This window comes from Pseudomonas sp. PSPC3-2, from assembly GCF_049897085.1.
In the GTDB taxonomy this organism is placed as follows: Bacteria; Pseudomonadota; Gammaproteobacteria; order Pseudomonadales; family Pseudomonadaceae; genus Aquipseudomonas; species Aquipseudomonas paraveronii.
The window spans coordinates 64,570-88,479 of the sequence record NZ_JAFCVO010000004.1 but is presented as its reverse complement, the minus strand read 5'-3'; the positions used below and the strand labels follow the sequence as shown (position 1 = coordinate 88,479).

At 60.3% G+C, this 23,910-nt stretch carries 19 protein-coding genes and 1 pseudogene; 8 read left to right on the top strand and 12 right to left on the bottom strand.

The annotated features are described in order from the left end of the window. Positions 1 to 3 precede the first annotated feature (3 nt). Genes ACP7CJ_RS08935 through ACP7CJ_RS08915 form a run of 5 tightly spaced genes read right to left on the bottom strand, consistent with a single transcriptional unit; the run spans position 4 to position 5,335 of the window. Positions 4 to 999: an AAA family ATPase gene (locus ACP7CJ_RS08935; protein WP_276194642.1), complete on the bottom strand. Its 996-nt coding sequence runs from the start codon at positions 997 to 999 to the stop codon at positions 4 to 6. Further along, the gene (locus ACP7CJ_RS08930) at positions 996 to 2,153 is read right to left on the bottom strand and encodes a DUF4350 domain-containing protein (RefSeq protein ID WP_426100143.1); all 1,158 of its coding nucleotides are present in this window, start codon (positions 2,151 to 2,153) and stop codon (positions 996 to 998) included. The genes ACP7CJ_RS08935 and ACP7CJ_RS08930 overlap by 4 nt, the downstream gene beginning before the upstream one ends. Further along, complete coding sequence (locus ACP7CJ_RS08925) at positions 2,150 to 3,679, bottom strand: DUF4129 domain-containing protein (RefSeq protein ID WP_426100142.1); 1,530 nt, start codon at positions 3,677 to 3,679, stop codon at positions 2,150 to 2,152. The genes ACP7CJ_RS08930 and ACP7CJ_RS08925 overlap by 4 nt, the downstream gene beginning before the upstream one ends. After that, positions 3,666 to 4,646 carry a stage II sporulation protein M gene (locus ACP7CJ_RS08920; RefSeq protein WP_276194638.1) on the bottom strand — a complete coding sequence of 327 codons (981 nt, stop codon included), beginning with the start codon at positions 4,644 to 4,646 and terminating at the stop codon, positions 3,666 to 3,668. The genes ACP7CJ_RS08925 and ACP7CJ_RS08920 overlap by 14 nt, the downstream gene beginning before the upstream one ends. Continuing rightward, positions 4,643 to 5,335 (bottom strand): RDD family protein, encoded by a 693-nt coding sequence (locus ACP7CJ_RS08915; RefSeq protein ID WP_276194636.1) that lies wholly within the window; start codon positions 5,333 to 5,335, stop codon positions 4,643 to 4,645. Before ACP7CJ_RS08915 ends, ACP7CJ_RS08920 begins: the two co-directional genes overlap by 4 nt. 167 nt (positions 5,336 to 5,502) lie before the next feature. On the opposite strand from ACP7CJ_RS08915, the gene sbcB reads away from it, so the two are divergent. Further along, entirely contained in the window at positions 5,503 to 6,930 is a 1,428-nt protein-coding gene (gene sbcB, locus ACP7CJ_RS08910) for an exodeoxyribonuclease I (RefSeq protein ID WP_426100141.1), read from the top strand. A gap of 90 nt (positions 6,931 to 7,020) precedes the next feature. Here sbcB and mvaT read toward each other — a convergent pair whose 3' ends face one another. Continuing rightward, on the bottom strand, positions 7,021 to 7,395 hold the full coding sequence (mvaT, locus tag ACP7CJ_RS08905; protein WP_005790963.1) for a histone-like nucleoid-structuring protein MvaT: 375 nt from the start codon (positions 7,393 to 7,395) through the stop codon (positions 7,021 to 7,023). A 348-nt stretch (positions 7,396 to 7,743) separates the two neighbouring features. On the opposite strand from mvaT, the gene purU reads away from it, so the two are divergent. Then, positions 7,744 to 8,592: a formyltetrahydrofolate deformylase gene (gene purU / locus ACP7CJ_RS08900; protein WP_247399654.1), complete on the top strand. Its 849-nt coding sequence runs from the start codon at positions 7,744 to 7,746 to the stop codon at positions 8,590 to 8,592. Positions 8,593 to 9,071: 479 nt separating this feature from the next. Here purU and ACP7CJ_RS08895 read toward each other — a convergent pair whose 3' ends face one another. After that, a complete protein-coding gene (locus ACP7CJ_RS08895) occupies positions 9,072 to 9,836 on the bottom strand; it encodes a methyl-accepting chemotaxis protein (RefSeq protein ID WP_426100280.1) in 765 nt (254 codons plus the stop codon). Positions 9,837 to 9,929: 93 nt separating this feature from the next. Beyond that, positions 9,930 to 10,961 (bottom strand): annotated as a pseudogene (locus ACP7CJ_RS08890) (HAMP domain-containing protein); the annotation flags it as partial. A gap of 204 nt (positions 10,962 to 11,165) precedes the next feature. On the opposite strand from ACP7CJ_RS08890, the gene ACP7CJ_RS08885 reads away from it, so the two are divergent. Then, complete coding sequence (locus tag ACP7CJ_RS08885) at positions 11,166 to 12,644, top strand: helicase HerA-like domain-containing protein (RefSeq protein WP_426100278.1); 1,479 nt, start codon at positions 11,166 to 11,168, stop codon at positions 12,642 to 12,644. A gap of 4 nt (positions 12,645 to 12,648) precedes the next feature. Here ACP7CJ_RS08885 and ACP7CJ_RS08880 read toward each other — a convergent pair whose 3' ends face one another. After that, complete coding sequence (locus tag ACP7CJ_RS08880) at positions 12,649 to 13,104, bottom strand: DUF721 domain-containing protein (protein ID WP_017847108.1); 456 nt, start codon at positions 13,102 to 13,104, stop codon at positions 12,649 to 12,651. Between the two features lie 295 nt (positions 13,105 to 13,399). Between ACP7CJ_RS08880 and secA the strand changes: the two genes are divergently transcribed. From secA to ACP7CJ_RS08865, 3 genes are all read left to right on the top strand, one after another. Then, positions 13,400 to 16,135, top strand: coding sequence for a preprotein translocase subunit SecA (secA, locus tag ACP7CJ_RS08875; RefSeq protein ID WP_276194631.1), 2,736 nt, complete (start codon positions 13,400 to 13,402; stop codon positions 16,133 to 16,135). A gap of 124 nt (positions 16,136 to 16,259) precedes the next feature. Further along, positions 16,260 to 17,477: a bifunctional glutamate N-acetyltransferase/amino-acid acetyltransferase ArgJ gene (argJ, locus tag ACP7CJ_RS08870; RefSeq protein ID WP_276194630.1), complete on the top strand. Its 1,218-nt coding sequence runs from the start codon at positions 16,260 to 16,262 to the stop codon at positions 17,475 to 17,477. Positions 17,478 to 17,496: 19 nt separating this feature from the next. Then, positions 17,497 to 18,441: a Nudix family hydrolase gene (locus ACP7CJ_RS08865; RefSeq protein WP_426100140.1), complete on the top strand. Its 945-nt coding sequence runs from the start codon at positions 17,497 to 17,499 to the stop codon at positions 18,439 to 18,441. A gap of 120 nt (positions 18,442 to 18,561) precedes the next feature. On the opposite strand, the gene ACP7CJ_RS08860 is transcribed toward ACP7CJ_RS08865, so the two are convergent. Genes ACP7CJ_RS08860 through ACP7CJ_RS08850 form a run of 3 tightly spaced genes read right to left on the bottom strand, consistent with a single transcriptional unit; the run spans position 18,562 to position 22,143 of the window. Continuing rightward, positions 18,562 to 19,140, bottom strand: a complete 579-nt coding sequence (locus ACP7CJ_RS08860) for a cob(I)yrinic acid a,c-diamide adenosyltransferase (RefSeq protein WP_247401633.1) — start codon at positions 19,138 to 19,140, stop codon at positions 18,562 to 18,564. A 2-nt stretch (positions 19,141 to 19,142) separates the two neighbouring features. Then, positions 19,143 to 21,179 (bottom strand): sensor histidine kinase, encoded by a 2,037-nt coding sequence (locus ACP7CJ_RS08855; protein ID WP_276194628.1) that lies wholly within the window; start codon positions 21,177 to 21,179, stop codon positions 19,143 to 19,145. 46 nt (positions 21,180 to 21,225) lie between these two features. Then, positions 21,226 to 22,143 (bottom strand): putative 2-dehydropantoate 2-reductase, encoded by a 918-nt coding sequence (locus ACP7CJ_RS08850; RefSeq protein WP_276194627.1) that lies wholly within the window; start codon positions 22,141 to 22,143, stop codon positions 21,226 to 21,228. Positions 22,144 to 22,266: 123 nt separating this feature from the next. Here ACP7CJ_RS08850 and ACP7CJ_RS08845 point away from each other — a divergent pair, with 123 nt between their 5' ends. Further along, a complete protein-coding gene (locus tag ACP7CJ_RS08845) occupies positions 22,267 to 22,752 on the top strand; it encodes a YajQ family cyclic di-GMP-binding protein (protein ID WP_247401629.1) in 486 nt (161 codons plus the stop codon). Between the two features lie 135 nt (positions 22,753 to 22,887). Continuing rightward, a complete protein-coding gene (locus ACP7CJ_RS08840; RefSeq protein ID WP_276194626.1) occupies positions 22,888 to 23,730 on the top strand; it encodes a mechanosensitive ion channel family protein in 843 nt (280 codons plus the stop codon). Positions 23,731 to 23,910: the final 180 nt, after the last annotated feature.

Sequence of the window (23,910 nt, the reverse complement as noted above, 5' to 3'; positions counted from 1 at the left end):
GGTTCATTGCCGAGGTGCCGGAATCTGGTCCAGCAGTTGTTGGAGTACCTGATCCACTTCCAGTCCGTCGATATCCAGTTCGGGGGCGATGCGAACCCGATGACGCAGCACCGCAAGGGCGCAGCCCTTGATGTCGTCCGGGGTGACGAATTCGCCCCCGCGCAGCAAGGCTCGGGCTCGGGCGCCGCGCACCAAGGCGATGGAGGCACGTGGGCCGGCACCGATGGTCAGCCCCGGCCAACTGCGGGTGGCTCGTGCCAGGCGCACGGCGTAATCGAGCACTTGCTCATCCAGCGCCAGTTCGCTGGCGATCTGTTGCAGTTGCAGCACGTCCTCGGCTTGCAGCACGGTGCGCAGCGGCTGTACGTCGAGCATGTCGGCCCGGGATGAGCGCGTGACTTCGCGCACCATCTCCAGCTCTTGCTGGGAATCAGGGTAGTCCATGCGCACCTTGAGCATGAAACGGTCCAGCTCTGCCTCGGGTAGCGGGTAGGTGCCTTCCTGCTCAATAGGGTTCTGGGTGGCCAGCACCATGAACGGTTGGCCGATGGGCAGCGCTTCACCCTCAAGGGTGACTTGGCGCTCCTGCATGGCTTCGAGCAAGGCGGCCTGGGTCTTGGCCGGCGCTCGATTGATCTCGTCCGCCAGCAACAGGTGGGTAAACAACGGCCCCTTGCGCAGCTTGAACTGTTCGGTGTGCAGGTCGTACACCGCGTGGCCGGTGACATCGCTGGGCATTAGGTCCGGGGTGAACTGGATGCGCGCAAAGTCGCCGCCAAAGCAACGGGCCAGGGCCCGTACCAGCAAGGTCTTGCCCAGGCCGGGTACGCCTTCGAGCAGCACGTGGCCGCCGGCGATCAAGGCGGTGAGTACGTCATCGATCACCTGGTCCTGGCCAATCACTGCCTTGCGCAGTTCAACGCGCAAGGCCTGGGCTTGGCGGCTGGCGTGTTGCAGGGTTTCGGTGGTCAGGGCAGTGGCCGTTGGAAGTTCGCTCATAGGGCATTCCTGAGAGTTTGCAGGCACGCCACCTGGCGGCTGAAATCGGCGCTGGAAAGCCGTTTTGCCGCAAGTGGGCCGAGGGCCTGGCTGATCACGTGAGAGGGTTGGCGCGTCAGGTGTTCAAGCACCTGCCACTGTTCTGCGGTGTCGAGGTGTTCAAAGCCTGGGTGGCGCCGCCGGGCAGCGCGCAGGATATCGCGCTGCAAGGCGTGTAACAGGGGGGCCTGGCCGCTGCGGCGCAGCAGGAAGTCGGCGCTGGCCTCCAAGTGTTCCTGCAGTTGCCGGCGTGCTCTGGGCGCTGGCGCCTGGAGCGGGCCTTGGCGCATGCCGGCCTGCCAGAGCGCCAGGGCGATCAGCGCGGCGAGTGCCGCCAGCGCCTGGGGGAAATAGCGCATCAACAAGGTGAACAGATCGTCCACGTCGCTGTTGAACAACAGGGTCACGTGCGTGCCTTGGTTCAGGTACCACAGCAGCCAGGCGTTATCGTGTTTGCCGATGCCTGGGGTTTTCCACAAGTCGCTGTCGGTGACTACTGTCACACTGCCTTGCCCGAGATTGAGTTGCATCAGGTGGCTGGACTTGGCGCTGTTGGCCGAAAACTGGGCCAGATGCTTGGGATCGGTGAGGTTGAAGTCGGTATCGAAGCTGAAGTACGCCGGGGCCGTTTCATTGTCGACATAGAGTTTGGTCAGGTCTGGCCCTTTCTTTTTGCGTGCTGGGGCGAGTTGGTCGGGTTCGTCGCTCAAGGTTTGGTGGATGTACAGGCGATCGAGCAGCAGGTCGCCGCTTTTATCTGTTGCTTCATCCCACAGTGCTTCGGCCACCACCAACAGGTGGCCACCGGACTTTGCCCAGTCCAGCAGTTGATCCACCTGGCGCGGGGTCATGTTGCCGCGTTCGCCCAGCAGCAATAGGCTGCGATCTTTCGGGGGCAGATCGGACAGTCGTTCAAGGCCGTTGGCGTGGTCCACCACCAGGCCTTGCTCGCGCAGAAAGTGTTCGGCCGCCAGGTAGGGATTGCCCAACGCCTCCGGTGAAGGGCCGCGATCCACTACTTCGTCATAAGGAATTGCCTTGTGCCACACGTACAGGCCACCCGCACCCAGCAGGCATGCGAGCAACAACCCCACCCACAACAATGGCCGGTTCATCGGGCTGCTCCCGGGTTGAACAGGGCGCGCCAATCGCTGCACAGTTGCTGCTGCACCACTGCGGGAGGAAGGCGGTGCCCGTAGGCGAGGTTTTGCCAGTGCCGGGTCAGTTCATCGCTGAATGCCTGCAGTTGCGGTTGTTGCAAGCGCTGAACGCGTTCCAGTACCTGGCCTTCGGTGTCGGCGTTTTTCAGTGGCAGGTTGAAGTCGTGCAGCAACCGGCTGAGCAGCCCGCGATACAACAGGCCCAAGGCTTCCCTGGGGTGCGTGGGCCATAGTTGCTCGGCGGTGCTGGCAATGTCAGCGGGCAGGGTTTCGGCGCCCAGTTCCAGGCCGAACAATTGCGTGGGTACCGGTTTGGCGAGCTTGGGTTTGCGTGGCCCGCGCCGGCTGACAAAGGTGTGCAGCCACTCGCGATAACGCCAGATCAACAGGGCCACGCCGCCCGCCAGCAAACTCCACAACAGCAACTCCAGGCCTTGGGCGAGGTGCTTGAAGGTGTTGCTGTTGAAGTTGTCCAGGAGTGTTTGCAGCCAGGCCGGTAGCTTGCCATCACCGTGTGCCTTGGGCTTAATGTTGGTTTTTTCGTCACCGAAGCGATAGCGGGTCACGGTTTCCGGATTTTTGAATGGCGGCTTGTCCAACAGCGCCTTGATCGATTGGCTGGCGGATTGGGGGGTGACTTGCCGGATGGGGGGCGAGTCATCGGCCATAGCGGGCCGGCCCAGCGGCAGCAGTATCAGCCCGATCACCAACAGTACCAGTGGGGTCACGCTGCTCAATCGCTGACGCAGGCGGCGAAATGCCAGCTCCAGGTCCCACGCTTCCAGCACGGTGCGGCGGTTGAGGTACAGGCTGAAACCGCAGGCGACGTAGATCGGTTCCCAAAACACCAGGACCAGCGCGTAGAAGGCGTTGCTCAGGTGTTCCAGCCACAGCCCCTCCGGGCCTGTCGCCAGCGCCAGCCGCTGCCAGTCCCAAGCCAGTTCAACCTGCTGGGGGATGAATAGATAGAACAGTGCCATGCAGCCGAACCACAGGCCGATCTCCAGGTGTACACCGAGGGTGGTCAACCAGCGCGCCGCGCCGGCGCTGTGTTGCTGCAGCACGCCCAGGCGTTTTTGGCGCGCCTTGCCATCCAGGCCTTCGAGTTGGCTGACCGGCATCAAAAAACTGCGGCTCAGGCTCAGTCGCCGCCAGGTCAGGCTGGCCAGGAGTTGGCCTTTGAGCAGGCGCGGCCAGTGACGCACGGCCTGCTTGAGGCTAGGCGTCTCGCCAAACAGGGCCTTGGATAGGATATACAGGGGCAAACGGTCGAAGGCCGGCTTCAACCACCAGAATACGAACATGGCGGTGGACGGGTATTGCCATAACAGAACACTAAGCACGATGAATATCGGCAGGCTCACCAACGCCCAACTGGCCATCAGCAGCAGTCGATGTTCCTGGGCCATTAACACGCCCAAGTCCATGGCTTCCCATGACGTTCGAGGGCGAATCACCACGCTGGAATCACTCAGGCGCATGGCGAGTCCGTCCGGCAAAGGTCAGGTAGGTGGCCACCAGTAGCCAGAGTCCGGCGCCCACCAGGTATTTGACCCAAGGCGCGATCGCGGTGGTGGAGGACCAATAGGCTTCGATAAAAGCGGCGATCAGCAGGAACAGCATGACACCGCAGAGCATCTGTACGCTTTTACGTGCCGCCAGCCGTAGCGACTCCCCTCGTGTCAGGTGCCCCGGAGCGATCAACGCCCAGCCCAACTGCAAGCCTGCCGCGCCAGCCAGCGCAATCGCGCTGAGTTCGAAGGCGCCATGGCCGATGACAAACGACCAGAAGGTCTGGCCGTAGCCGATTTCAGTGAGATGCCCGGAAATCGCGCCGATGATCAGACCGTTGAAAATCAGAAAGAACGCGCTGCCCAGGCCAAACAGCAAGCCGGCGGCAAAGGTCTGGAAGGCGATGCCAATGTTGTGCATCACGTAGTAGCCGAACATCATCCAGTCTTCACTGGATGCACGTTCGGCGACGCGGCCCAGGCGACTGGCGTCGGGGTCATACATGCTCTGCATCTCGGCCACCTGCTGGGGGCTGACGATGCTGTAGATCAGTTCGGGAAACAGGTACACCAGCAGCGCAATACCCACCAGGCTGCCGAAGAACAGCAGGCTGGCGATCAACACGAAGCGCCACTGTTCACGTACCAGCCGGGGGAAATCGGCCAGCAGGAAACTCAATACGTTCGCCGCCAATTGGCTACGGTGGCGATACAGCTGTTGGTGGCCGCGCAGGGCCAGTTGTTGCAGCGGGTCGACCAGGTAACTGCTATAGCCGCGCTCCTGAGCCAGGGCCAAGTGCTGGCACAGGCGCCGATAGTGATGAGGGAAATCAGCCAGCTCACCGGCCTTGGTCTTGCCCTGTTCCAACTGTGTCAGTTGTTCGGCGAATGCTTGCCATTGGGGCTGATGACGGCTTTCGAACAGGCTCTGTTTCATGTAGGCCCCAGCAAACCACGGGCCACGCCGTTGAGCTGCTCGACGGCGCGAGCCGGGGACACCTGCAGTGGCGTGGCGAGGATCGAGGCCAGTTCCTGCACTCGCTCGGCGGACAGTTCGCCCTGGCGCTCGGCGAAATTGAGAATGGCGCGCTGTTCGCTCAGGTCCAGGGCAAATGGCAGGCGCAGGGCAGGGGTCTGCGGCACCTTGGGGCGTGCCAATGGTAGTTCGCGGTAGACCACCAGCGTGCCGGCCGCCAGATCGCCGAGCCGTTTGAAGTTAGGATGCTGCAGGCAACTGATGGCGCCGAGAAAGTAGCCGAAAGGCAGCATGTCGACAAAGCGCAGCAGGTTGCGGATGAGTGAGGCTGACCAGCCGATGGGTGTGCCGTCATCCTGTACCACGCGCAAGCCCATGACTTGCTTGCCCGGCGAGCAGCCCTGATTGAGTACTTCAAACAGCACCATGTACCACCAACTGACCAGGAACAGCAGTAATGAGCCCAGCCCTATGCCGATATTACCGAGCAGGGCCAACGGAACCAGCAGGATGCCCATGAGCAGCCCGCGCACGCCCAGATCGAAGGCGAAGGCCAGCGCGCGTGGTAGCAGGCCGGCCGGGCGCAAGGGTAGGTCGATGCCCTCCGGGGTCTCGATCTGGTAACGGGTATCCAATGGAGCTGATGGCATCGCGATCCTTGGCAGCGCAGGGCGGTTGGAAGACACGGATGCTAGCAGTGTCGGCGATGGAAGCAACCATTCAAGGTTTTGCTGGATATTTATACAGTTAATATGGCTCTGGCCTCGGGCACCTTCCAGCGCCTAGACTTCGTCGATCTTCAGCACAGGAATAGACCGTGACCACTCTTTTTTGGTACGACTATGAAACCACCGGCATCAACCCGCGCAGCGATCGCCCCCTCCAGGTCGCCGGTATTCGCACCGACGTCGACCTCAACGAGGTTGGCCCGCCGGTCAACCTGTATTGCCATCCCAGCGACGATATCCTGCCCCATCCGGCAGCCTGTGCGATCACCGGCATCACCCCGCGCATACTGGCGGAAAAGGGCTTGGCCGAAGCCGATTTCATGACGCGGGTACATGCCGAACTGGCGGTTCCCGGTACCTGTGGGGTGGGTTACAACACCCTGCGGTTTGACGATGAAATGACCCGTTACAGTCTTTATCGAAATTTCTTCGACCCTTATGCGCGTGAATGGCAGGGCGGTAACAGCCGCTGGGACTTGATCGATGTGGTGCGTACCGCCTACGCGCTGCGTCCGGAGGGGATCGTCTGGCCCGAGCAGGATGGGCGTGTGACGCTCAAGCTGGAGCGTTTGACCGACGCCAACGGTATCGCCCATGGCCAGGCCCACGATGCGTTGTCCGACGTGCGCGCGACCATTGCCTTGGCCAGATTGGTCCGTGAAAAACAGCCCAAGCTTTACGACTGGCTATTCCAGTTGCGCAGCAAGCAACGGGTGATGGATCAGGTGCGGCTGTTGCAACCGATGGTGCATATATCCGGGCGTTTTTCTGCAGAGCGCCATTACCTGGGTGTCGTACTGCCCCTGGCCTGGCACCCGCGCAATCGCAACGCATTGATCGTCTGTGATCTGGGCCTTGATCCGCAGGGGCTGCTGGATCTCGATGCCGATACCTTGCGTCAGCGCCTCTACACCCGTCGTGATGATCTGGCCGAAGGCGAGTTGCCGGTACCGCTCAAATTGTTGCATATCAACCGCTGCCCGGTGGTGGCCCCATTGAATGTGCTGCGGGCGCAAGACCGTGAACGGCTGCAATTGGATATGGATGCTTATCAGGCACGGGCGCTGCGGCTAACTGACGCACAGGAAGTTTGGCGCGACAAGTTGGCCGCGATTTATGCCGAGGAAGATTTTGCGCCGAGTTCGGACCCGGAGCAGCAGCTCTATGATGGTTTTATCGGTGATCGCGACCGTCGTTTATGCGAACAAGTCCGCGCGGCAGAGCCGACGCAATTGGCGCTGCAGCAGTGGCCCTTTGATGATCAGCGTTTGCCCGAATTGTTATTTCGCTACCGGGCGCGCAACTTTCCTGAAACCTTGAATAGCGAGGAGCAACAACGCTGGAAACTGTTCTGTCAACAACGCTTGTCAGATGGCGACTGGGGCGCCCCCAATACCTTGGAAGCATTTAAACGGGCGCGTAATGAGTTGGCTGTTAGTGCCACACCGTTTCAGTCTCAGGTGCTGGATCAATGGCAGGAGTATGCCGACTCTTTAGCCGCTCGGCTGAATCTGTAACCGGATAATTTCAGACTATTCAGACAATAAAAAACGCCAGCAAGCTGGCGTTTTTTGTATATCGCGTATCAGGCGAGAGCCTGGCGAGGCTTAGCCCAGCAGGGTAGCCCAGCCTTCAACCACGTCACCGCCCCACTTGGCTTTCCACTCTTTCAGAGTCTTGTGGTTGCCGCCTTTGGTTTCAATCACTTCGCCGTTGTGCGGGTTTTTGTATTGCTTGACCTTGCGCGCACGCTTGGTGCCGGTAGTTTTTACGGCGCCGCGCGGTGCTTTAACTTTCGACTCTGGGTCCAGCAGCGCGATGATGTCACGCAGGGATTTGGAGTATTCGCCCATCAGGGTGCGCAGTTTGCCTTCGAATTCCAGCTCGGTTTGCAGTTTGTCGTCTTGGGACAGATTCTTCAAACGGGCTTGCAGCTCTTTGATAGCTTCTTCGGTGGCACGGTATTCGTTGATCAGGGACATGTGGACTACCTTATGTAGAGCGCAGATTGGCAGGGATAGTGGCCCAATAATAGTCAGGCTATTTCCCCAAGTAAACATTTAAGGGAATATTTATGTGAATTACTTTGAATGTTTGTGGCAAATCTATGCAAACGAGTTAATTGGTGGGGGGATGGCTAAAGATAACCTGCTTAATTTTCGGTAATTGCTTGAGCTTGCCGATGCGCATGCATATAGCGGTGGTAAAACCTTACGCCATTAAGGGGGGGGTGGCCAAGGCAAGGGCAGAATAAGCGTCAACGGATACTGCAGTTTTTCTGCGTAATCGCTAGAATGGCAACCTTTGCGAAGTTCTGGAGTTTTCCCCTAATGCGCACTTTTCGGCTGGTGATTGCTTGCCCGGACCGGGTTGGCATCGTTGCCAAAGTCAGTAACTTTCTGGCCTCCCACAACGGCTGGATCACCGAGGCGAGCCATCACTCGGACAATCTCAGTGGTTGGTTCTTCATGCGCCACGAAATCCGTGCCGATACGCTGCCCTTTGGTCTTGAGGCCTTTCGCGAGGCGTTTGCGCCGATCGCCGAAGAGTTTTCGATGATCTGGCACATCAGCGATACCGAGCAGAAAAAACGTGTGGTATTGATGGCCAGCCGTGAATCCCACTGCCTGGCCGACTTGCTGCACCGTTGGCACAGCGATGAGCTGGACTGTGAGATCGCCTGCGTGATTTCCAACCACGACGACCTGCGCAGTATGGTCGAGTGGCATGGCATCCCGTACTACCATGTGCCGGTCAACCCGCAGGACAAGGAACCGGCGTTCGCCGAGGTGTCCCGCCTGGTCAAACAGCACGAAACCGACGTCGTGGTGCTGGCTCGCTACATGCAAATCCTGCCGCCGGAATTGTGTCGCGAATACGCCGGCAAGGTGATCAATATTCACCACAGCTTCCTGCCGTCGTTTGTCGGTGCCAAACCGTACCACCAGGCTTCCCTGCGTGGTGTGAAGTTGATTGGCGCAACGTGCCATTACGTCACTGAAGAGCTGGACGCCGGCCCGATCATCGAGCAGGACGTGGTGCGTGTGAGCCACAGCGACAGCATTGAAGACATGGTGCGTTTCGGCCGTGATGTCGAGAAGATGGTTCTGGCCCGTGGTCTGCGCTATCACTTGGAAGACCGCGTGCTGGTACACGGCAATAAGACTGTGGTGTTCTGATCAACGCGTTTTGATTGAAGAATGAAGGGCCTGGGCGTTAAATCGTTCCAGGCCTTTTTTCATTGATCTGCCATCAGGACAAGCCCATGACCGACCCACTCGATAAAGCTACATCCAGGGCGCCGGCTACGTTGGGCGAGGGGTGTCTGAGTCGCTATGATCCGGATGCGCTGGAGGCTGAGGACGGTACTGACTTTCCTGGGGCGGCCCAATTGTGGGATGAGTTGCAGAAACGGCCTGCTTCCCCTGAAACAGACGCTTGAGCTGCGGCTTGCCGGCCAGTAGATAGAAGCGTCACCGCCCGCCAGATCAAAATCGCTGCCGCTGCGTTGGATTTCCAGCACAGGAGAACCATGCCGGACATCAGCGACGGCTGGAAAAGGCTTGGGGGCGAAGCGTCCCCACAAAGTGGGCGACTGCCGGGTAGTCGAACGGGAGCAAGCTCCCTCGTCACGGTGAGCGCGCTCCTGCAAGGGTTGTCAGATGCGGAAACTGCCCACCAGATGCTTCAGTCGTGCCGCCTGCTGTTCCAGGTCGGCGCAGGCGCGCAGGGTCGACTGCAGGTTTTCCACGCCTTCCTGATTGAGCGTGTTGATCTCGGTAATGTCCATGTTGATCGACTCCACCACCGAGGTTTGCTCCTCGGTGGCGGTGGCGACCGACTGGTTCATGCCATCGATCTCGCCGATGCGTTGGGTCACGCTGCTCAAACGTTCGCCGGCCAGGTTGGCGATTTCCACGCTGTCGAGGCTGTGGCGCTGGCTTTCGCTCATGGTGCTGACCGAATCCCTGGCGCCGACTTGCAGTTCCTCGATCATCTTTTGCACCTGTTGTGCCGACTCCTGGGTGCGATGCGCCAGGTTGCGCACTTCATCGGCCACCACCGCAAACCCGCGTCCGGCTTCCCCGGCCCGTGCGGCCTCGATGGCGGCGTTGAGCGCGAGCAGGTTGGTTTGCTGGGAAATACTGGTAATCACCTCAAGGATCTGACCGATATTCACCGTTTTGCTGTTAAGTGCTTCGATATTGCTGCTGGACGCGCTGATCATCGCGGACAACTGGGTCATCGCCTTGATATTGCGTTCAACCACCTGCTGACCTTCTTCGGCCAAGTGCCGCGCATCGCTGGCCTGGTTGGAGGCTTGTGCGGCGTTACGCGCGATTTCCTGGGCGGCTGCCCCCAATTGGTTGATGGCGGCGGCGACACTGTTGGTGCGGTTGGCCTGCTCGTCGGAGTTGATCATCGACGAGTTGGAAGCGCTGACCACCCGCAGGGCTACTTCATTGACTTGCCCGGTGGCCGAGGACACTTCGCGGATCGACGTATGAATCCGCTCTACGAAGCGGTTGAACGCATTACCCAGGATGCCGAATTCGTCGTGATTCTGGATGGTCAGGCGGCGAGTCAGGTCACCCTCGCCATCGGCGATGTCCTGCATGGCTCGGGTCATCACGTGCAGCGGTTGCATCAGCACTCGGATCAGCATGCCCAGGAGCGCGATGATGATCACCACGGCGATGATCGTGGCAATGATCGCTGAGGTCCGGAATTCGCTGAGCATGGCAAAGGATGTGGCTTTATCCACGGAAATACCGAGGTACCAGTTCACCGACGGCAGGCCCTTGATTGGTGTAAAGGTCACGATGTTGTCTTTGCCGTTGGCCTCGACTTCGCTGAAGTCGCTGCTGATCTTCGGCGTGTGTTTCGGGTAAACGTCAGCCAGGGTCTTCATCACCAGGTTTTTGTCCGGGTGTACCAGCACCTTGCCGTCGGCGCTGACCAGGAACGCATAGCCCATGCCGCCGAAGTTCAGCGCGCCGATGTTGTCGACCAGGGTTTGCAGGCTCAGGTCGCCGCCGACCACGCCGATGCTCTGGCTGCCCTTGGCGCTGGGTGTGGCGATGGAAATGATCAATTGCCCCGTCGCGGCATCGATATAGGGTTCGGTCAGGGTTGAACCATTGTTGCTCTGGGCGCCTTTGTACCAAGGGCGAACGCGTGGATCGAAACCGTCCGGCATCTTGGTGTCGGGGCGAATAGTGAACGCGCCCTGGCTGTCGCCCACGTAGGTTGCCATGAACGAGGAGGTCAGGGTTTTCTGTTCCAGCAGGCTGGCAACCACCTTCGGTTCGGGGTTGATCGCGATATTTTGTGCAGCGTTTTCAACCAGTGCAATGCGCCCGGTGAGCCAGGTTTGAATATTACTTGCAGTGACATCACCCATTTCATGCAGGTAGTTGTTGAGGTCTTCGCGAATTGCGTTGCGTTGCAGGTAGTCATTATAAAGGGTGAACAATGCGAATGCGGCGATGACGATCAGGGAGGCCGCAAGCAGGATTTTGTGGCTGAATCGCAGATTTTTATTCATGGTTTTATGGGTCCGCTAAGGTCTTAATATCCAAAGCGCGTCCTTATGGGATGCGCAAAATGGTAGCGCCAAAAAAGGTGTGCTACTTCTGGCGATAGCTCTATGGGTCCCTGTAAGAACTATCTGACCTATTTTTAGACTTTGTCGGTCTTACATTTATCTATATCGACCTGGCGGCATGAAAGATTAACCATGGGTGACGAAATGCCTGACTCCACGCAACTCCTTATCGGCGCCGGCCTCGACGGCCAGCCCATCGCCCAGGCCATGCGCCTGGCCAATCGTCACGGGTTGATTGCCGGTGCCACGGGCACCGGCAAGACCGTCACCTTGCAACGCCTGGCGGAAGCCTTCAGCGATGCGGGCGTGGCGGTATTCGCCGCAGATATCAAGGGCGACCTTTGTGGCCTCGGCGCTGCCGCCAACCCTCAGGGCAAGGTGGCCGAGCGCATCGCCGGCATGCCCTTCCTGAATTACGCAGCCAAGGCGTATCCGGTCACGCTGTGGGATATCCACGGTCAGTCCGGTCATCCATTGCGCACCACGATCAGTGAAATGGGCCCGTTGTTGCTCGGTAGCCTGTTGGAACTCACCGACAGCCAGCAGTCAGCGCTCTATGCCACGTTTAAGGTTGCGGACCGTGAAGGCCTGTTGCTGCTGGATCTCAAGGATCTCAAGGCGCTGCTCAACCACTTGCGCTATAACCCGGAGCTGCTGGGTGAAGATGCGGCGCTGATGACCACCGGCTCCAGCCAGGCGCTGTTGCGGCGCCTTGCGGTGCTGGAACAGCAGGGCGCCGAAGCGTTGTTCGGCGAGCCGGCGCTGCAGCTTGAGGATATTTTGCAACCTGCCAGTGATGGTCGTGGGCGTATCCACTTGCTTGACGCCAGCCGCCTGGTACACGAAGCGCCCAAGGTGTACGCAACCTTCCTTTTATGGCTGCTGGCAGAACTGTTCGAGCAGTTGCCCGAGCGCGGCGATGCAGACAAACCGCTGCTGGCGCTGTTTTTCGACGAAGCGCATTTGTTGTTTGCCGATACGCCCAAGGCCTTGCAGGACCGCCTGGAACAGGTGGTGCGATTGATTCGCTCGAAAGGCGTGGGCGTGTATTTCGTCACGCAATCTCCGGGGGACTTACCTGACAGCGTACTGGCGCAACTTGGCTTGCGTGTCCAGCATGGCCTGCGCGCATTCACCACCAAAGAGCAGAAATCACTGCGCGCGGTGGCAGACGGTTTTCGGCCCAACCCGACATTTGATGCCTTGTCGGTCCTGACAGAACTGGGCACCGGTGAAGCACTGGTGGGCACTTTGCAGGAAAAGGGCACGCCGGAAGTCGTCCAGCGCGTGCTGGTCGCACCTCCGCAATCGCGGATCGGGCCGCTCAGCGACGCCGAACGGGTCGCGCTGGTCGCCAGTTCGCCGTTGCAGGGTCGCTATGACAAACCGGTTGACCGGGAGTCGGCCTATGAAGTGCTGATGGCGCGCAAGGCGTTGGGCCCGGCCGAAGAAGCCCAGCCTGTGAGCGATGAGCCGAGTTTTACCGACAGGGCCGGGGCGTTTCTCGGGACTGCGGCCGGCAAGGCGCTCAAGTCAGCCATGCAACAAGCCGCCAATCAGATGGGGCGCCAATTAGTGCGCGGCTTGCTGGGGTCGTTGCTGGGCGGCAGCAAGCGCAAATAGGGGGTCAGGCTTTTGGCTTGGCATGGGCGGCCAGCCGCTCCAGCGCCGCGCGCAAACCCGGATCGCTGATACCGTCGGCCGTTGCCTGGATGGTTTCGGCCGCGTTCGCCGATAAGTCCATGGTGTGCCCCGCTGCGCCTTGCGGAACGGTCGGCGGTTGTACCTTGAACTGGATGCGCGTCAGGCTGGCGAACTCGTCAAATGCCATCAACTGCCGCTGCAAGCGTTTTTGCTGATAGCGCAAGCGTGTTGCCCAATGGCCGTCTGTGACAATAAGCAGCAGGTTGCCCTCGCGCCACGAAGCGACATGGCAGTGTTCCCGTGCCGCCGGTTGCAATTGGCTTTCTACCAGGCGTTGCAGATGGCCCAAGCGTTGCGCATGGCTGAAGATGGCTTTCAACGGCTTGGCTTCGCGAAGCAACACGCTGGGCGCGCGGGCTGTAAGAGGGCGAAACGCCATGGTCAGACACCTTAAGTAACAGAGCCGCCATCTTAGCAGAAACCACCTGTGGACCCCCAGGCAATGCATTTGCGGGGCTTTGCCTACGAAATCAATGTCCCTCCATGGGTTGAAGTTCCGGTAAAAGCCCATATTTTAAACAAGCCCTCTCACGGGCTCATGCCTGCATTGGGGAACAACGCCACTTTCCTCACCCACGATTCCGGGTAGAATGCGCGTTCGCATGCGCCCGTGAGGGCTGCTCGGGCCACTCACGGTGCGCCCTCCATCCCTATGTGTGGAAGAACCTGCCGATATGTTTGCGCCTTTGTTAAAGAAACTTTTTGGAAGCAAGAATGAGCGCGAAGTTAAACGCATGCTCAAGACGGTGCAGCTGGTCAATGCCTTCGAAGAGCAGATGGTTGCCCTTTCGGACGAGCAATTGCGCGCCAAGACCCAAGAGTTCAAGGCCCGCATAGCCAAAGGTGAAACCCTCGACCAGCTGCTTCCCGAAGCCTTTGCGGTCGCCCGTGAAGCCGGTAAGCGCGTAATGGGCATGCGCCACTTCGACGTGCAGTTGATCGGCGGCATGACCTTGCATGAAGGCATGATCGCCGAAATGCGCACCGGCGAAGGCAAGACTTTGGTCGCAACCCTGGGTGTTTACCTCAATGCACTGTCCGGCAAGGGCGTGCATGTGGTGACGGTGAACGACTACCTGGCCCGCCGGGACGCCAACTGGATGCGCCCGCTGTATGAATTCCTCGGCCTGACCGTCGGCGTCGTGACGCCGTTCCAGCCGCCGGAAGAGAAGCGCGCAGCCTACGCTGCCGACATCACCTACGGCACCAACAACGAATTCGGTTTCGACTACCTGCGCGACAACATGGCGTTCAGCATGGAAGAAAAATTCCAGCGCGAACTCAACTTTGCCGTGATCGACGAAGTCGACTCCATCCTCATCGACGAAGCCCGTACCCCGCTGATCATCTCCGGCCAGGCCGAAGACAGCTCGCGCCTGTACACCGAGATCAACAAGTTGATCCCGCGCCTTGAGCAGCACATCGAGGAAGTGGAAGGCGTGGTGACCAAAGAAGGTCACTTCACCATCGACGAGAAGACCCGTCAGGTCGAACTCAACGAAGCCGGTCACCAGTTCGTCGAAGACATGCTGGCCCAGATCGGCCTGCTGGCCGAGGGCGAAAGCCTGTACTCGGCACACAACCTGGGCCTGCTGACCCACGTGTATGCCGGCCTGCGCGCGCACAAGCTGTTCCATCGCAACGTCGAATACATCGTCCAGGACGGCCAGGTTGTCCTGGTTGACGAACACACCGGTCGTACCATGCCGGGTCGTCGTCTGTCCGAAGGCCTGCACCAGGCCATCGAAGCCAAGGAAGTGCTCAACATCCAGGCCGAAAGCCAGACGTTGGCGTCCACCACCTTCCAGAACTACTTCCGTCTGTATAACAAGCTGTCCGGCATGACCGGTACGGCCGACACCGAAGCGTTCGAATTCCACCAGATCTACGGTCTGTCGGTGATGGTTATCCCGCCGAACAAGCCGCTGGCGCGAAAAGACTTCAACGACCTGGTGTTCCTGACCGCCGACGAGAAATACGCGGCCATCGTCGCCGACATCAAGGAGTGCATGACCCAGGGCCGTCCGGTGTTGGTGGGTACTGCCACCATCGAAACGTCCGAGCACATGTCCAGCTTGCTGAACAAGGAAGGCATCGAGCACAAGGTTCTCAACGCCAAGTTCCACGAAAAAGAAGCCGAGATCATTGCCCAGGCCGGTCGGCCAGGCGCGCTGACCATCGCCACCAACATGGCCGGTCGTGGTACCGACATCCTGTTGGGCGGCAACTGGGAAGTGGAAGTGGCGTCTCTGGACAATCCGACACCTGAGCAGATCGCCCAGATCAAGGCCGACTGGCAGAAACGTCACCAGGCCGTGCTGGAATCCGGCGGTTTGCAGGTGATCGCGTCCGAGCGTCACGAATCGCGCCGTATCGACAACCAACTGCGTGGTCGTGCCGGTCGTCAGGGTGACGCCGGTTCCAGCCGTTTCTACCTGTCCCTGGAAGACAGCCTGATGCGCATCTTCGCCTCGGATCGGGTGAAGAACTTCATGAAGGCGCTGGGCATGCAGTCCGGTGAAGCGATTGAGCACCGCATGGTGACCAACGCCATCGAGAAGGCCCAGCGCAAGGTCGAAGGCCGTAACTTCGACATTCGTAAGCAACTGCTCGAGTTCGATGACGTCAACAACGAACAGCGTAAAGTGATCTATCACATGCGTAACACGTTGCTGGCCGCCGACAACATTGGCGAGACCATCGCCGATTTCCGTCAGGACGTGCTCAACGCGACAGTCAGCGCGCACATTCCGCCGCAGTCCCTGCCAGAGCAGTGGGATGTTGCCGGCCTGGAAGCTGCGTTGAAGAGCGACTTCGGTGTCGACTTGCCGGTTCAGCAGTGGCTGGACGAAGACGATCACCTCTACGAAGAGACGCTGCGTGAGAAGTTGATGGCCGAATTGCTGGCCGCGTACAACGAGAAAGAAGAGCAGGCGAGTGCCGAAGCGCTGCGCACCTTCGAGAAACAAATCGTGCTGCGCGTGCTGGACGACCTGTGGAAAGACCACCTGTCGACCATGGACCACCTGCGTCACGGTATCCACCTGCGTGGCTACGCCCAGAAAAACCCGAAGCAGGAGTACAAGCGCGAGTCGTTCACGCTGTTCTCCGAACTGCTGGATTCGATCAAGCGCGATTCGATTCGCGTGCTGTCCCATGTTCAGGTGCGTCGCGAAGACCCAGTCGAGGAAGAAGCGCGCCTGCGTGAGGAAGCCGAGGCACTGGCGGCGCGCATGCAGTTCCAGCATGACGAAGCGCCAGGTCTTGAGGCACCTGAGGAATTGGGCGAAGAGGTCGATGTGGCCCTGGCTCAGACTCCGGTGCGCAACGAACAGAAGTTGGGCCGTAACGAGCTGTGCTGGTGCGGCTCGGGCAAGAAGTTCAAACACTGCCACGGCGAAATCAACTAAGATTTTCGCCTGACGCTGCAACACCCCGCGCCGCGACCGGCATCAGCCGTCGCGGCGTTTTGCCATTAATTCCCACCGTCGAACGCGACGGCACAGACATCATCTATTTTTAAGGAGCGCATTCATGGCTGTTGGTCTTGGTCCTTTGCCCACATTGCACCCGGTTGCCGGTTTTGAACTCGGTATCGCTTCGGCCGGCATCAAACGCCCGGGGCGCAAAGATGTCGTGGTGATGCGCTGTGCTGAAGGCTCGACCGTCGCCGGTGTGTTCACCCTCAACGCCTTCTGCGCAGCGCCGGTGATCCTGGCCAAACAGCGCGTGGCCGGCCCGATTCGTTACCTGCTGACCAACACCGGTAATGCCAACGCTGGCACCGGCGAGCCGGGCCTGGTCGCCGCCGCGCGTACCTGCGCCAAACTGGCGCAACTGGCCGGCGTGGACGCCAACCAGGTGCTGCCGTACTCCACCGGTGTGATCGGTGAGCCGCTGCCTGTGGAAAAAATCGAAGGTGCCCTGCAAGCCGCGCTGGATGACCTGTCTGTGGATAACTGGGCGGCCGCCGCCACTGGCATCATGACCACCGACACCCTGCCAAAAGGCGCGAGCCGCCAGTTCGTGCACGACGGCGTCACCGTCACCGTGACCGGTATCAGCAAGGGCGCGGGCATGATCCGTCCGAACATGGCCACCATGCTCGGCTATATCGCTACCGACGCCAAAGTCTCCCGCGATGTGCTGCACAGCCTGATCCTGGACGGCGCCAACAAGTCGTTCAACCGCATCACCATCGATGGCGACACCTCGACCAACGACTGCTGCATGCTGATCGCCACCGGCCAGGCCAACCTGCCCGAAATCACTGAGGCCCGCGGCCCGCTGTTCGCCGCGTTGAAGCAAGCGGTGTTCGAAGTGTGCATGGACGTGGCCCAGGCCATCGTGCGTGACGGTGAGGGCGCCACCAAGTTCGTCACGGTTGAAGTCAACGGCGGCGGCAACCACCAGGAATGCCTGGATGTCGGTTACACCGTGGCTCACTCGCCGCTGATCAAGACCGCGCTGTTCGCCTCCGACCCGAACTGGGGCCGTATCCTCGCCGCCGTCGGCCGTGCCGGCGTGCCGGACCTGGACGTGAGCAAGATCGACGTGTTCCTCGGTGACGTGTGCATCGCCAGCCGTGGCGCCCGCGCCGAGAGCTACACCGAAGCCCAGGGTTCGGCGGTGATGCAGCAGGAAGAAATCACCATCCGCATCGAGTTGGGTCGTGGCGAGTGCAGCGAAACCATCTGGACCACGGACCTGTCCCACGAGTACGTGAAGATCAATGCGGAATACCGTACCTGAAGCCCGGAGGATAAGCGCGGTGAAACGAGTGCATGTAGCAGCAGCGGTGATCCGCGGCGTCGACGGCAGAATCCTGCTCGCGCGCCGTGCCGATACCCAGCATCAGGGCGGCCTCTGGGAATTTCCCGGCGGCAAGGTGGAGGCCGAAGAGTCGGTCGCCACGGCGCTGTCCCGCGAGTTGCAGGAAGAGCTGGGCATCCAGGTCACCATGGCGCGGCCGCTGATCAAGGTGCAGCATGACTATCCGGACAAGCAGGTGTTGCTGGATGTCTGGGAAGTATCGGCCTTTACCGGCGAGCCCCATGGTGCCGAAGGGCAGCCGCTGGAGTGGGTGGCCGCTCGGGACTTGCTCAACTATGAGTTCCCAGCAGCCAATGCGCCGATCGTTGCCGCCGCACGGTTGCCCGGTGACTACCTGATCACGCCGGGTGAGCTGGAAACCGCGCCGCTGTTGTGCGGTATCCGGAAAGCCATCGCGGGCGGTATCAAACTGGTTCAACTGCGCGCGCCCAACGGTTACGACCCCAAGTACCGTGACCTGGCGGTAGACGCCGTGGGCCTGTGTGCTGGCAAGGCGCAGTTGATGCTCAAGGGCCCGTTCGAATGGCTGGGGGATTTTCCTGCAGCCGGTTGGCACATGACGTCGGCGCAACTGCGCAAATACGCAAGCAAGGGCCGACCGCTGCCGAAGGATCGCTGGTTGGCGGCGTCTTGCCATAACGCGGAGGAACTGGCGCTGGCGGAAATGATGGACGTGGATTTTGTCACGCTGTCGCCGGTGCAGCCGACCCAGACCCATCCCGATGCCCAGCCGTTGGGTTGGGAGCAGGCGGCGGCGTTGATCCGTGGGTTCAGCAAGCCGGTGTATCTGTTGGGTGGGGTTGGGCCGGCTGAGCGCGAGCAGGCGTGGGAAGCTGGGGCTCAAGGCGTGGCAGGGATTCGGGCGTTTTGGCCGCAAGATTGAGGTAGCGTTTGCTGGCCTCATCGCGGGCAAGCCCCCTCCCACATTGGAAGGTGTTCACAAATCCAAATGTGGGAGTGGGCTTGCCCGCGATGGCGCCAGACCAGACACCTAATAATCAGTTCAGTGGGGTTTGGCCGCCGCCTGCCACAACACCTCCGCCACCCCCTGGCGCTTGGCAATCACCCGCGCCGCCACAAACAGCAAATCCGATAGCCGGTTGATATACGCCAAACCCACCCCTTCCAACGGTTCAACCGCATTCAGGTGCTGGCAGCGTCGCTCCGCACTGCGCGCCGCGCTACGGCATACGTGGGCCTGGGCGATCAGCGCTGAGCCACCGGGCAAGATGAAATTCTCCAGGGGGCCGACCTCTTCGTTCCAGCGATCAATCGCCGCCTCCAGCCGATTCACCTCCGCCGCATTCAGCGCCTTGTAAACCGGCATCGCCAGCTCCCCGCCCAGGTCGAACAGACGATGCTGGCAAGGCGTCAGCACTTCGATCACATCCTTCAGGTGCGGATGCTTGCCGCTTTGCTCTTCAAGGCCGGCCAGCAGCAAACCCAGCTGACTGTTCAGGGTGTCGACTTCGCCGATGGCCTCCACCCGTGGGTGGTCCTTGGGCACGCGGCGGCCGTCGCCGAGGCCGGTTTCACCCTGGTCGCCGGTACGGGTGTAAATCTTCGACAGGCGAAAGCCCATGGTCAGTGCTCCAGTTGGGTAAGTTCAGCGGGGGACAATTGGCTGCCGGCCAGGGGCAGGCGCAAGGTAAAGCAGGTGCCTTGGCCCAGGGTGGAATGCACTTCCATCTGCCCTTTGTGGTTGTTGGTGATGATGAAGTACGACACCGACAGCCCCAGCCCGGTGCCCTGGCCGATTTCCTTGGTGGTGAAGAATGGCTCGAAGGTACGTTTACGCACGTTCTCGCTCATGCCGATGCCGTTGTCTTCGACTTGTATCTCCGCCCAGGGCGGGTTGAGGCGGGTGCGCAGGATGATGCGCCCCGGCTCGCGGTCGTCTTCGCGCTGATGAATGGCCTGCGCCGCATTTTTCAGCAGGTTGAGCAGCACTTGTTCCAACTCGTTGGCGGTGCCCGGCACCGGGCCGAGCTGCGGGTCGAACTGGCGGATGATCGCCTGGCCCCTGAAGTCAAAACCGATGGCCAGGTCAAAGTCGTTGCCGGCGATTTCCACCGCCTGGTCGATCAGCGCCGGCAAATCACAAGGGGCCATCTGTCGATTGCTGAGGCGACTGAAACTGAGCATGTGGGTGACGATTTTCGCCGCCCGCGCGCCGGCCTGCTGGATACCGTCAAGCAATTGCGGGACTTCGCGGCTTTGCAGGTAGCGGTTGACCGTCTGCAGTTCGATGCCCACCTGTTCGGCGTGTTCCTGGTTCTTGGGCAGGTCGGGGGACAGGCGGCGGCGGATGTTCTGCACGTTATGCAGGATCGCCCCCAACGGGTTATTGATTTCATGGGCCATGCCTGCGGCAAGGCCGCCGACGGAGAGCATTTTCTCCGACTGCACCATCATTTCTTCCAGGGACAGGCGCTGGGTGATGTCATCGATCCGGATCACCACACCGCGCCCGGCGCCGCCCATCAGTGGATAGAACGTCAGGGCGTAATGCTTGGGCTCATCGTCCTTGACCCAGGTGACGCGCTCGATGCGCTCCACCGTGTGTTGCTCGACCGTGGCCTTGATCTGCGGCAGGTAGGGCTTGAGCGGTTGGAAGGCGAGGAAGATCGGCTGGTTCAGCGCTTCATCCAGCCGCGTGCCGGAAAGCGCAGTGGCTTCCTGGTTCCACTGGGTGACGTAGAGTTGTTCATCCAGGGCGATCAGCGCCGAGGGCATCGAGTCGATAATGCTGTTCAGATAGTTCTGGAAACCGGTGAGTTTCTTCTCGATCTTGCTGCGAACCTGGACTTCCAGCTCCAGCTTGCGGTTGGTATGGCGCGTTTCTTCGGCCAGGCCCTGTGCCTGGTCGTAAGCCGCCTGAGCCTCATCGCGCGCCCGCTTGAGTTGCTGCTCGCGGGCCTCGATACGCGACAACATGGTGTTGAAGGCCTCTGCCAGGCTGCCGATTTCGTCACGATTTCCACGGCCGGCGCGCAGGGCGTAGTTCTCTTCGCGGGTGACCTGGCGCGAGAGCTCTTCCAGCTCATGGATCGGCCGGGTGATCAGGCGTTTGATCTGCCGGGCGATGACCAGCCACAGCAGAACGCTGAAAATCAGGATGCCCAGGCTGGCCGTCAGCGTGCCGGTATAGAACGCCATCGGCAGCTCACTGCTGGCGACCAGCAATAAATGCCCGGAAGGCTGGCCGGGGCGGGGCAGGGTGATGACCTGGTTGCTGCGAAACTCGGTGACGCGCCAGGCCTCGATATGCCGGTAGTTGTCCGGCAGATGCAGGCGGTCGCCGTGTTGCATCTGCGCCAGGCGGTTGCCCTCGGCGTCGTACAGCGCGGCGGCGCGCAGCGGTGAATAGCTGGTCAGCTCATTGAGCAGGGCGTCGGCCTTGTCGGGCGACTCAAGGGCTTCGGCGGCGAGCGCCGGGTTGGACACCAGTCGACCAATCGCCTGCAGCGCCTGGGGCGCCATGCTCTCCTGGGAGATCCAGTAGGCGGCACTGATAAAAGTCAGGTTGGCCACCAGCAAGACGGTGGTTAGCAGCACCAACAGGGCGGCCAGCAGTTTCTGCCCTACCGGTAGGTTTTCAAGACGCTGGCGCAGTGGCATCAGGGGTTTCACAGGTAATAGGCGAGTGGGCAGGGTAGCGCGTGCCTCAGTCGCTGGGCAATCCGCGTGCAATCAGTTGGTCGACGAGGCGCGTCTGCACCTCTTGCAGATGCGGCAGCGTCAACCGGTGCCGAGCGGCGGCCTGGCAGGCATAGCCCAGCAGGTAGCTGATTTCGGTGCGCCGCGCACTGGCCACGTCTTGGTACATCGAGGAGTAATTGGCCGCCGTGGCCTGGATCACCCGTTCCACTTCCGTGTGCAGGTCCTGCGCCGCTGCTGGTTGGCCGCAGCATTCCAGCAACTCGGCCAGTTCGGCGCATAGGGTCGCGACTTCACACTGATGGGCTTGCAGGCCACCATTGCGGCATTCGTACAGCACGGTCAGCGGGTTGATGGCGCAATTGAGTGCGAGCTTGCGCCACAGGCGCGTAAGAATGTCGCTGCTCCATTCGTGAGGAATACCTGCGGCGCACAAGTCGTCCAGCCACAGCGGGGCAGTGGGGTGACTGGCGTCCCCCAGCCAGGTGTAGCCATGGCCGGCAAACACCACGCGCCAATCGCCGTCGCGAAACGCGCCTTCGGTGCTGGAGGCAAAAATGCAGCGGGCCTGGGGTAGCTGCGCGGCGACGGCGTCCTGGCTGCCCAGGCCGTTTTGCAGGAGGATCAATTCGGCGTCCGGCGCGAGACGCGGTTGCAGTTGTGCGACTGCGCTTTGGGCGTCGTAGGCTTTGCACGCTACCAGTAAGCGATGAATCGGCTCGGGGCTGTCGGGCGTTTCGCCGAGTACCGGGTAAGTGTGCGCTACGCCGTGCTCCACCAGGGTCAGCCCGCTGGCCGTCTGATAGCTGGCCAGGCGTGCCGCATCACGCAGGATCAGCTTCACCGGCACGCCGGCACGCGCAAGGCGGGTGGCCCACAACGTGCCAAGGCTGCCGGCGCCGAGAATATGCCAGGTGGTCGACATCAGTTTGTGCTCCGTAGGGTCGCTCACAGCGAATAGGGCGAAAGAACCGCTATAATGCTCCCGCATTTTAGCTTGGGCGCGCTCCATCTCTACTGAGCCCGCCCCTTATATTGGAGAAATGACATGCCTTCGTTCGACGTGGTATCCGAACTGGACAAACACGAAGTCACCAACGCCGTCGAAAACGCCGTCAAGGAGCTGGACCGTCGCTATGACTTGAAAGGCAAGGGCAGTTTCGAATTCAAGGAAAAGGAACTGACCGTCAACCTGACCGCTGAAGCCGATTTCCAACTGGAAGCGATGATCGAGATCCTCAAGCTGGCCCTGGTCAAGCGCAAAATCGACGCACAGTGCCTTGAAGTCAAGGACGCCTACGCTTCCGGCAAGTTGATGAAGCAGGAGGCCGTCCTCAAGGAAGGCATCGACAAGGAGCTGGCGAAGAAAATCGTGGCGCATATCAAGGATGCCAAGCTGAAAGTCCAGGCCGCCATCCAGGGTGAACAGGTGCGCGTCACCGGCAAGAAGCGTGATGACCTGCAAGAGGCCATCGCGTCCCTGCGCGCCAAGACCTTCGACATGCCGCTGCAGTTCAATAACTTCCGCGACTGATGGCATTTTGGGGAACCTGAGGACGTTTTTGACGTCCCACGCCCCAGAAACCGTGCCTCACATTGAGCCCTTCCGGGCTCAATTGCGTAATGGGCACTCAATAACGCCGCACACCCGGTAAACAGGAGCTTGTAGATGGATTTGAACGCTGAAGTGGATCACCTGATCAAGACCTCCCAGTCGTGGATCCCGATGATCATGGAGTATGGCAGCCGGGTATTGCTGGCAATGATTACACTGGCTGTCGGTTGGTGGCTGATCAACCGACTGACCCACCGAGTGGGGCGCTTGCTGGCCATCCGTAATGCGGACCTGGCGCTGCAGCACTTCATCACCAGCCTGGCGAACATCGTGCTGAAAGTCATGCTGATCGTCAGCGTGGCCTCGATGATCGGCGTGGAAACCACCTCGTTCGTCGCCGCTATCGGTGCCGCAACCCTGGCCATCGGCTTGGCCTTGCAAGGCAGCCTCGCCAACTTCGCCGGCGGCGTGCTGATTCTTTTGTTCCGTCCGTTCCGCATCGGTGACTGGATCGAAGCCCAGGGTACCTCCGGTACGGTCGACAGCATCCAGATCTTCCACACCGTGCTGCGTACCGGTGACAACAAGACAGTGATTGTGCCCAACGGCATCTTGTCCAACGGCATCATTACCAACACCAACCGTCAGCCGACCCGCAAGGTAGTGTTTGATGTGGGTGTGGACTACGAGGCTGATCTGCAGAAAGCCCGCGAAGTGCTGTTGGAACTGGCGAAAGATCCACGGGTGTTGGCTGACCCGGCTGCGGTGTCGGTGGTTTCGACCCTGGGCGACAGTTCGATCACAGTGTCTTTGCGCTGCTGGACCAAGACAGCGGATTATTGGGATGTCGTGTTCATGCTCAATGAACTGGCGCGGGATCGCTTGAAAGCGTCGGGGATCGATATTCCATTTCCGCAGCGGGTTATTCGCGTGATGCAGGAAACAGCGGCGAAGTAATGAAAGGCATTTGCACTTAGCTTGGCTGATAGGTCAGGTTAAGTGCGAGAGCGTTACTGTCGTTAGTTAGCTTGCTAGTTATTTCACTGCTGAAATAATACTGCAATAAAAAAGCCGCTCCCTTGCATGCAAGGGAGCGGCTTTTTATTTAAGGCCGAAGCCTTAAGTCATCGTTGTAAT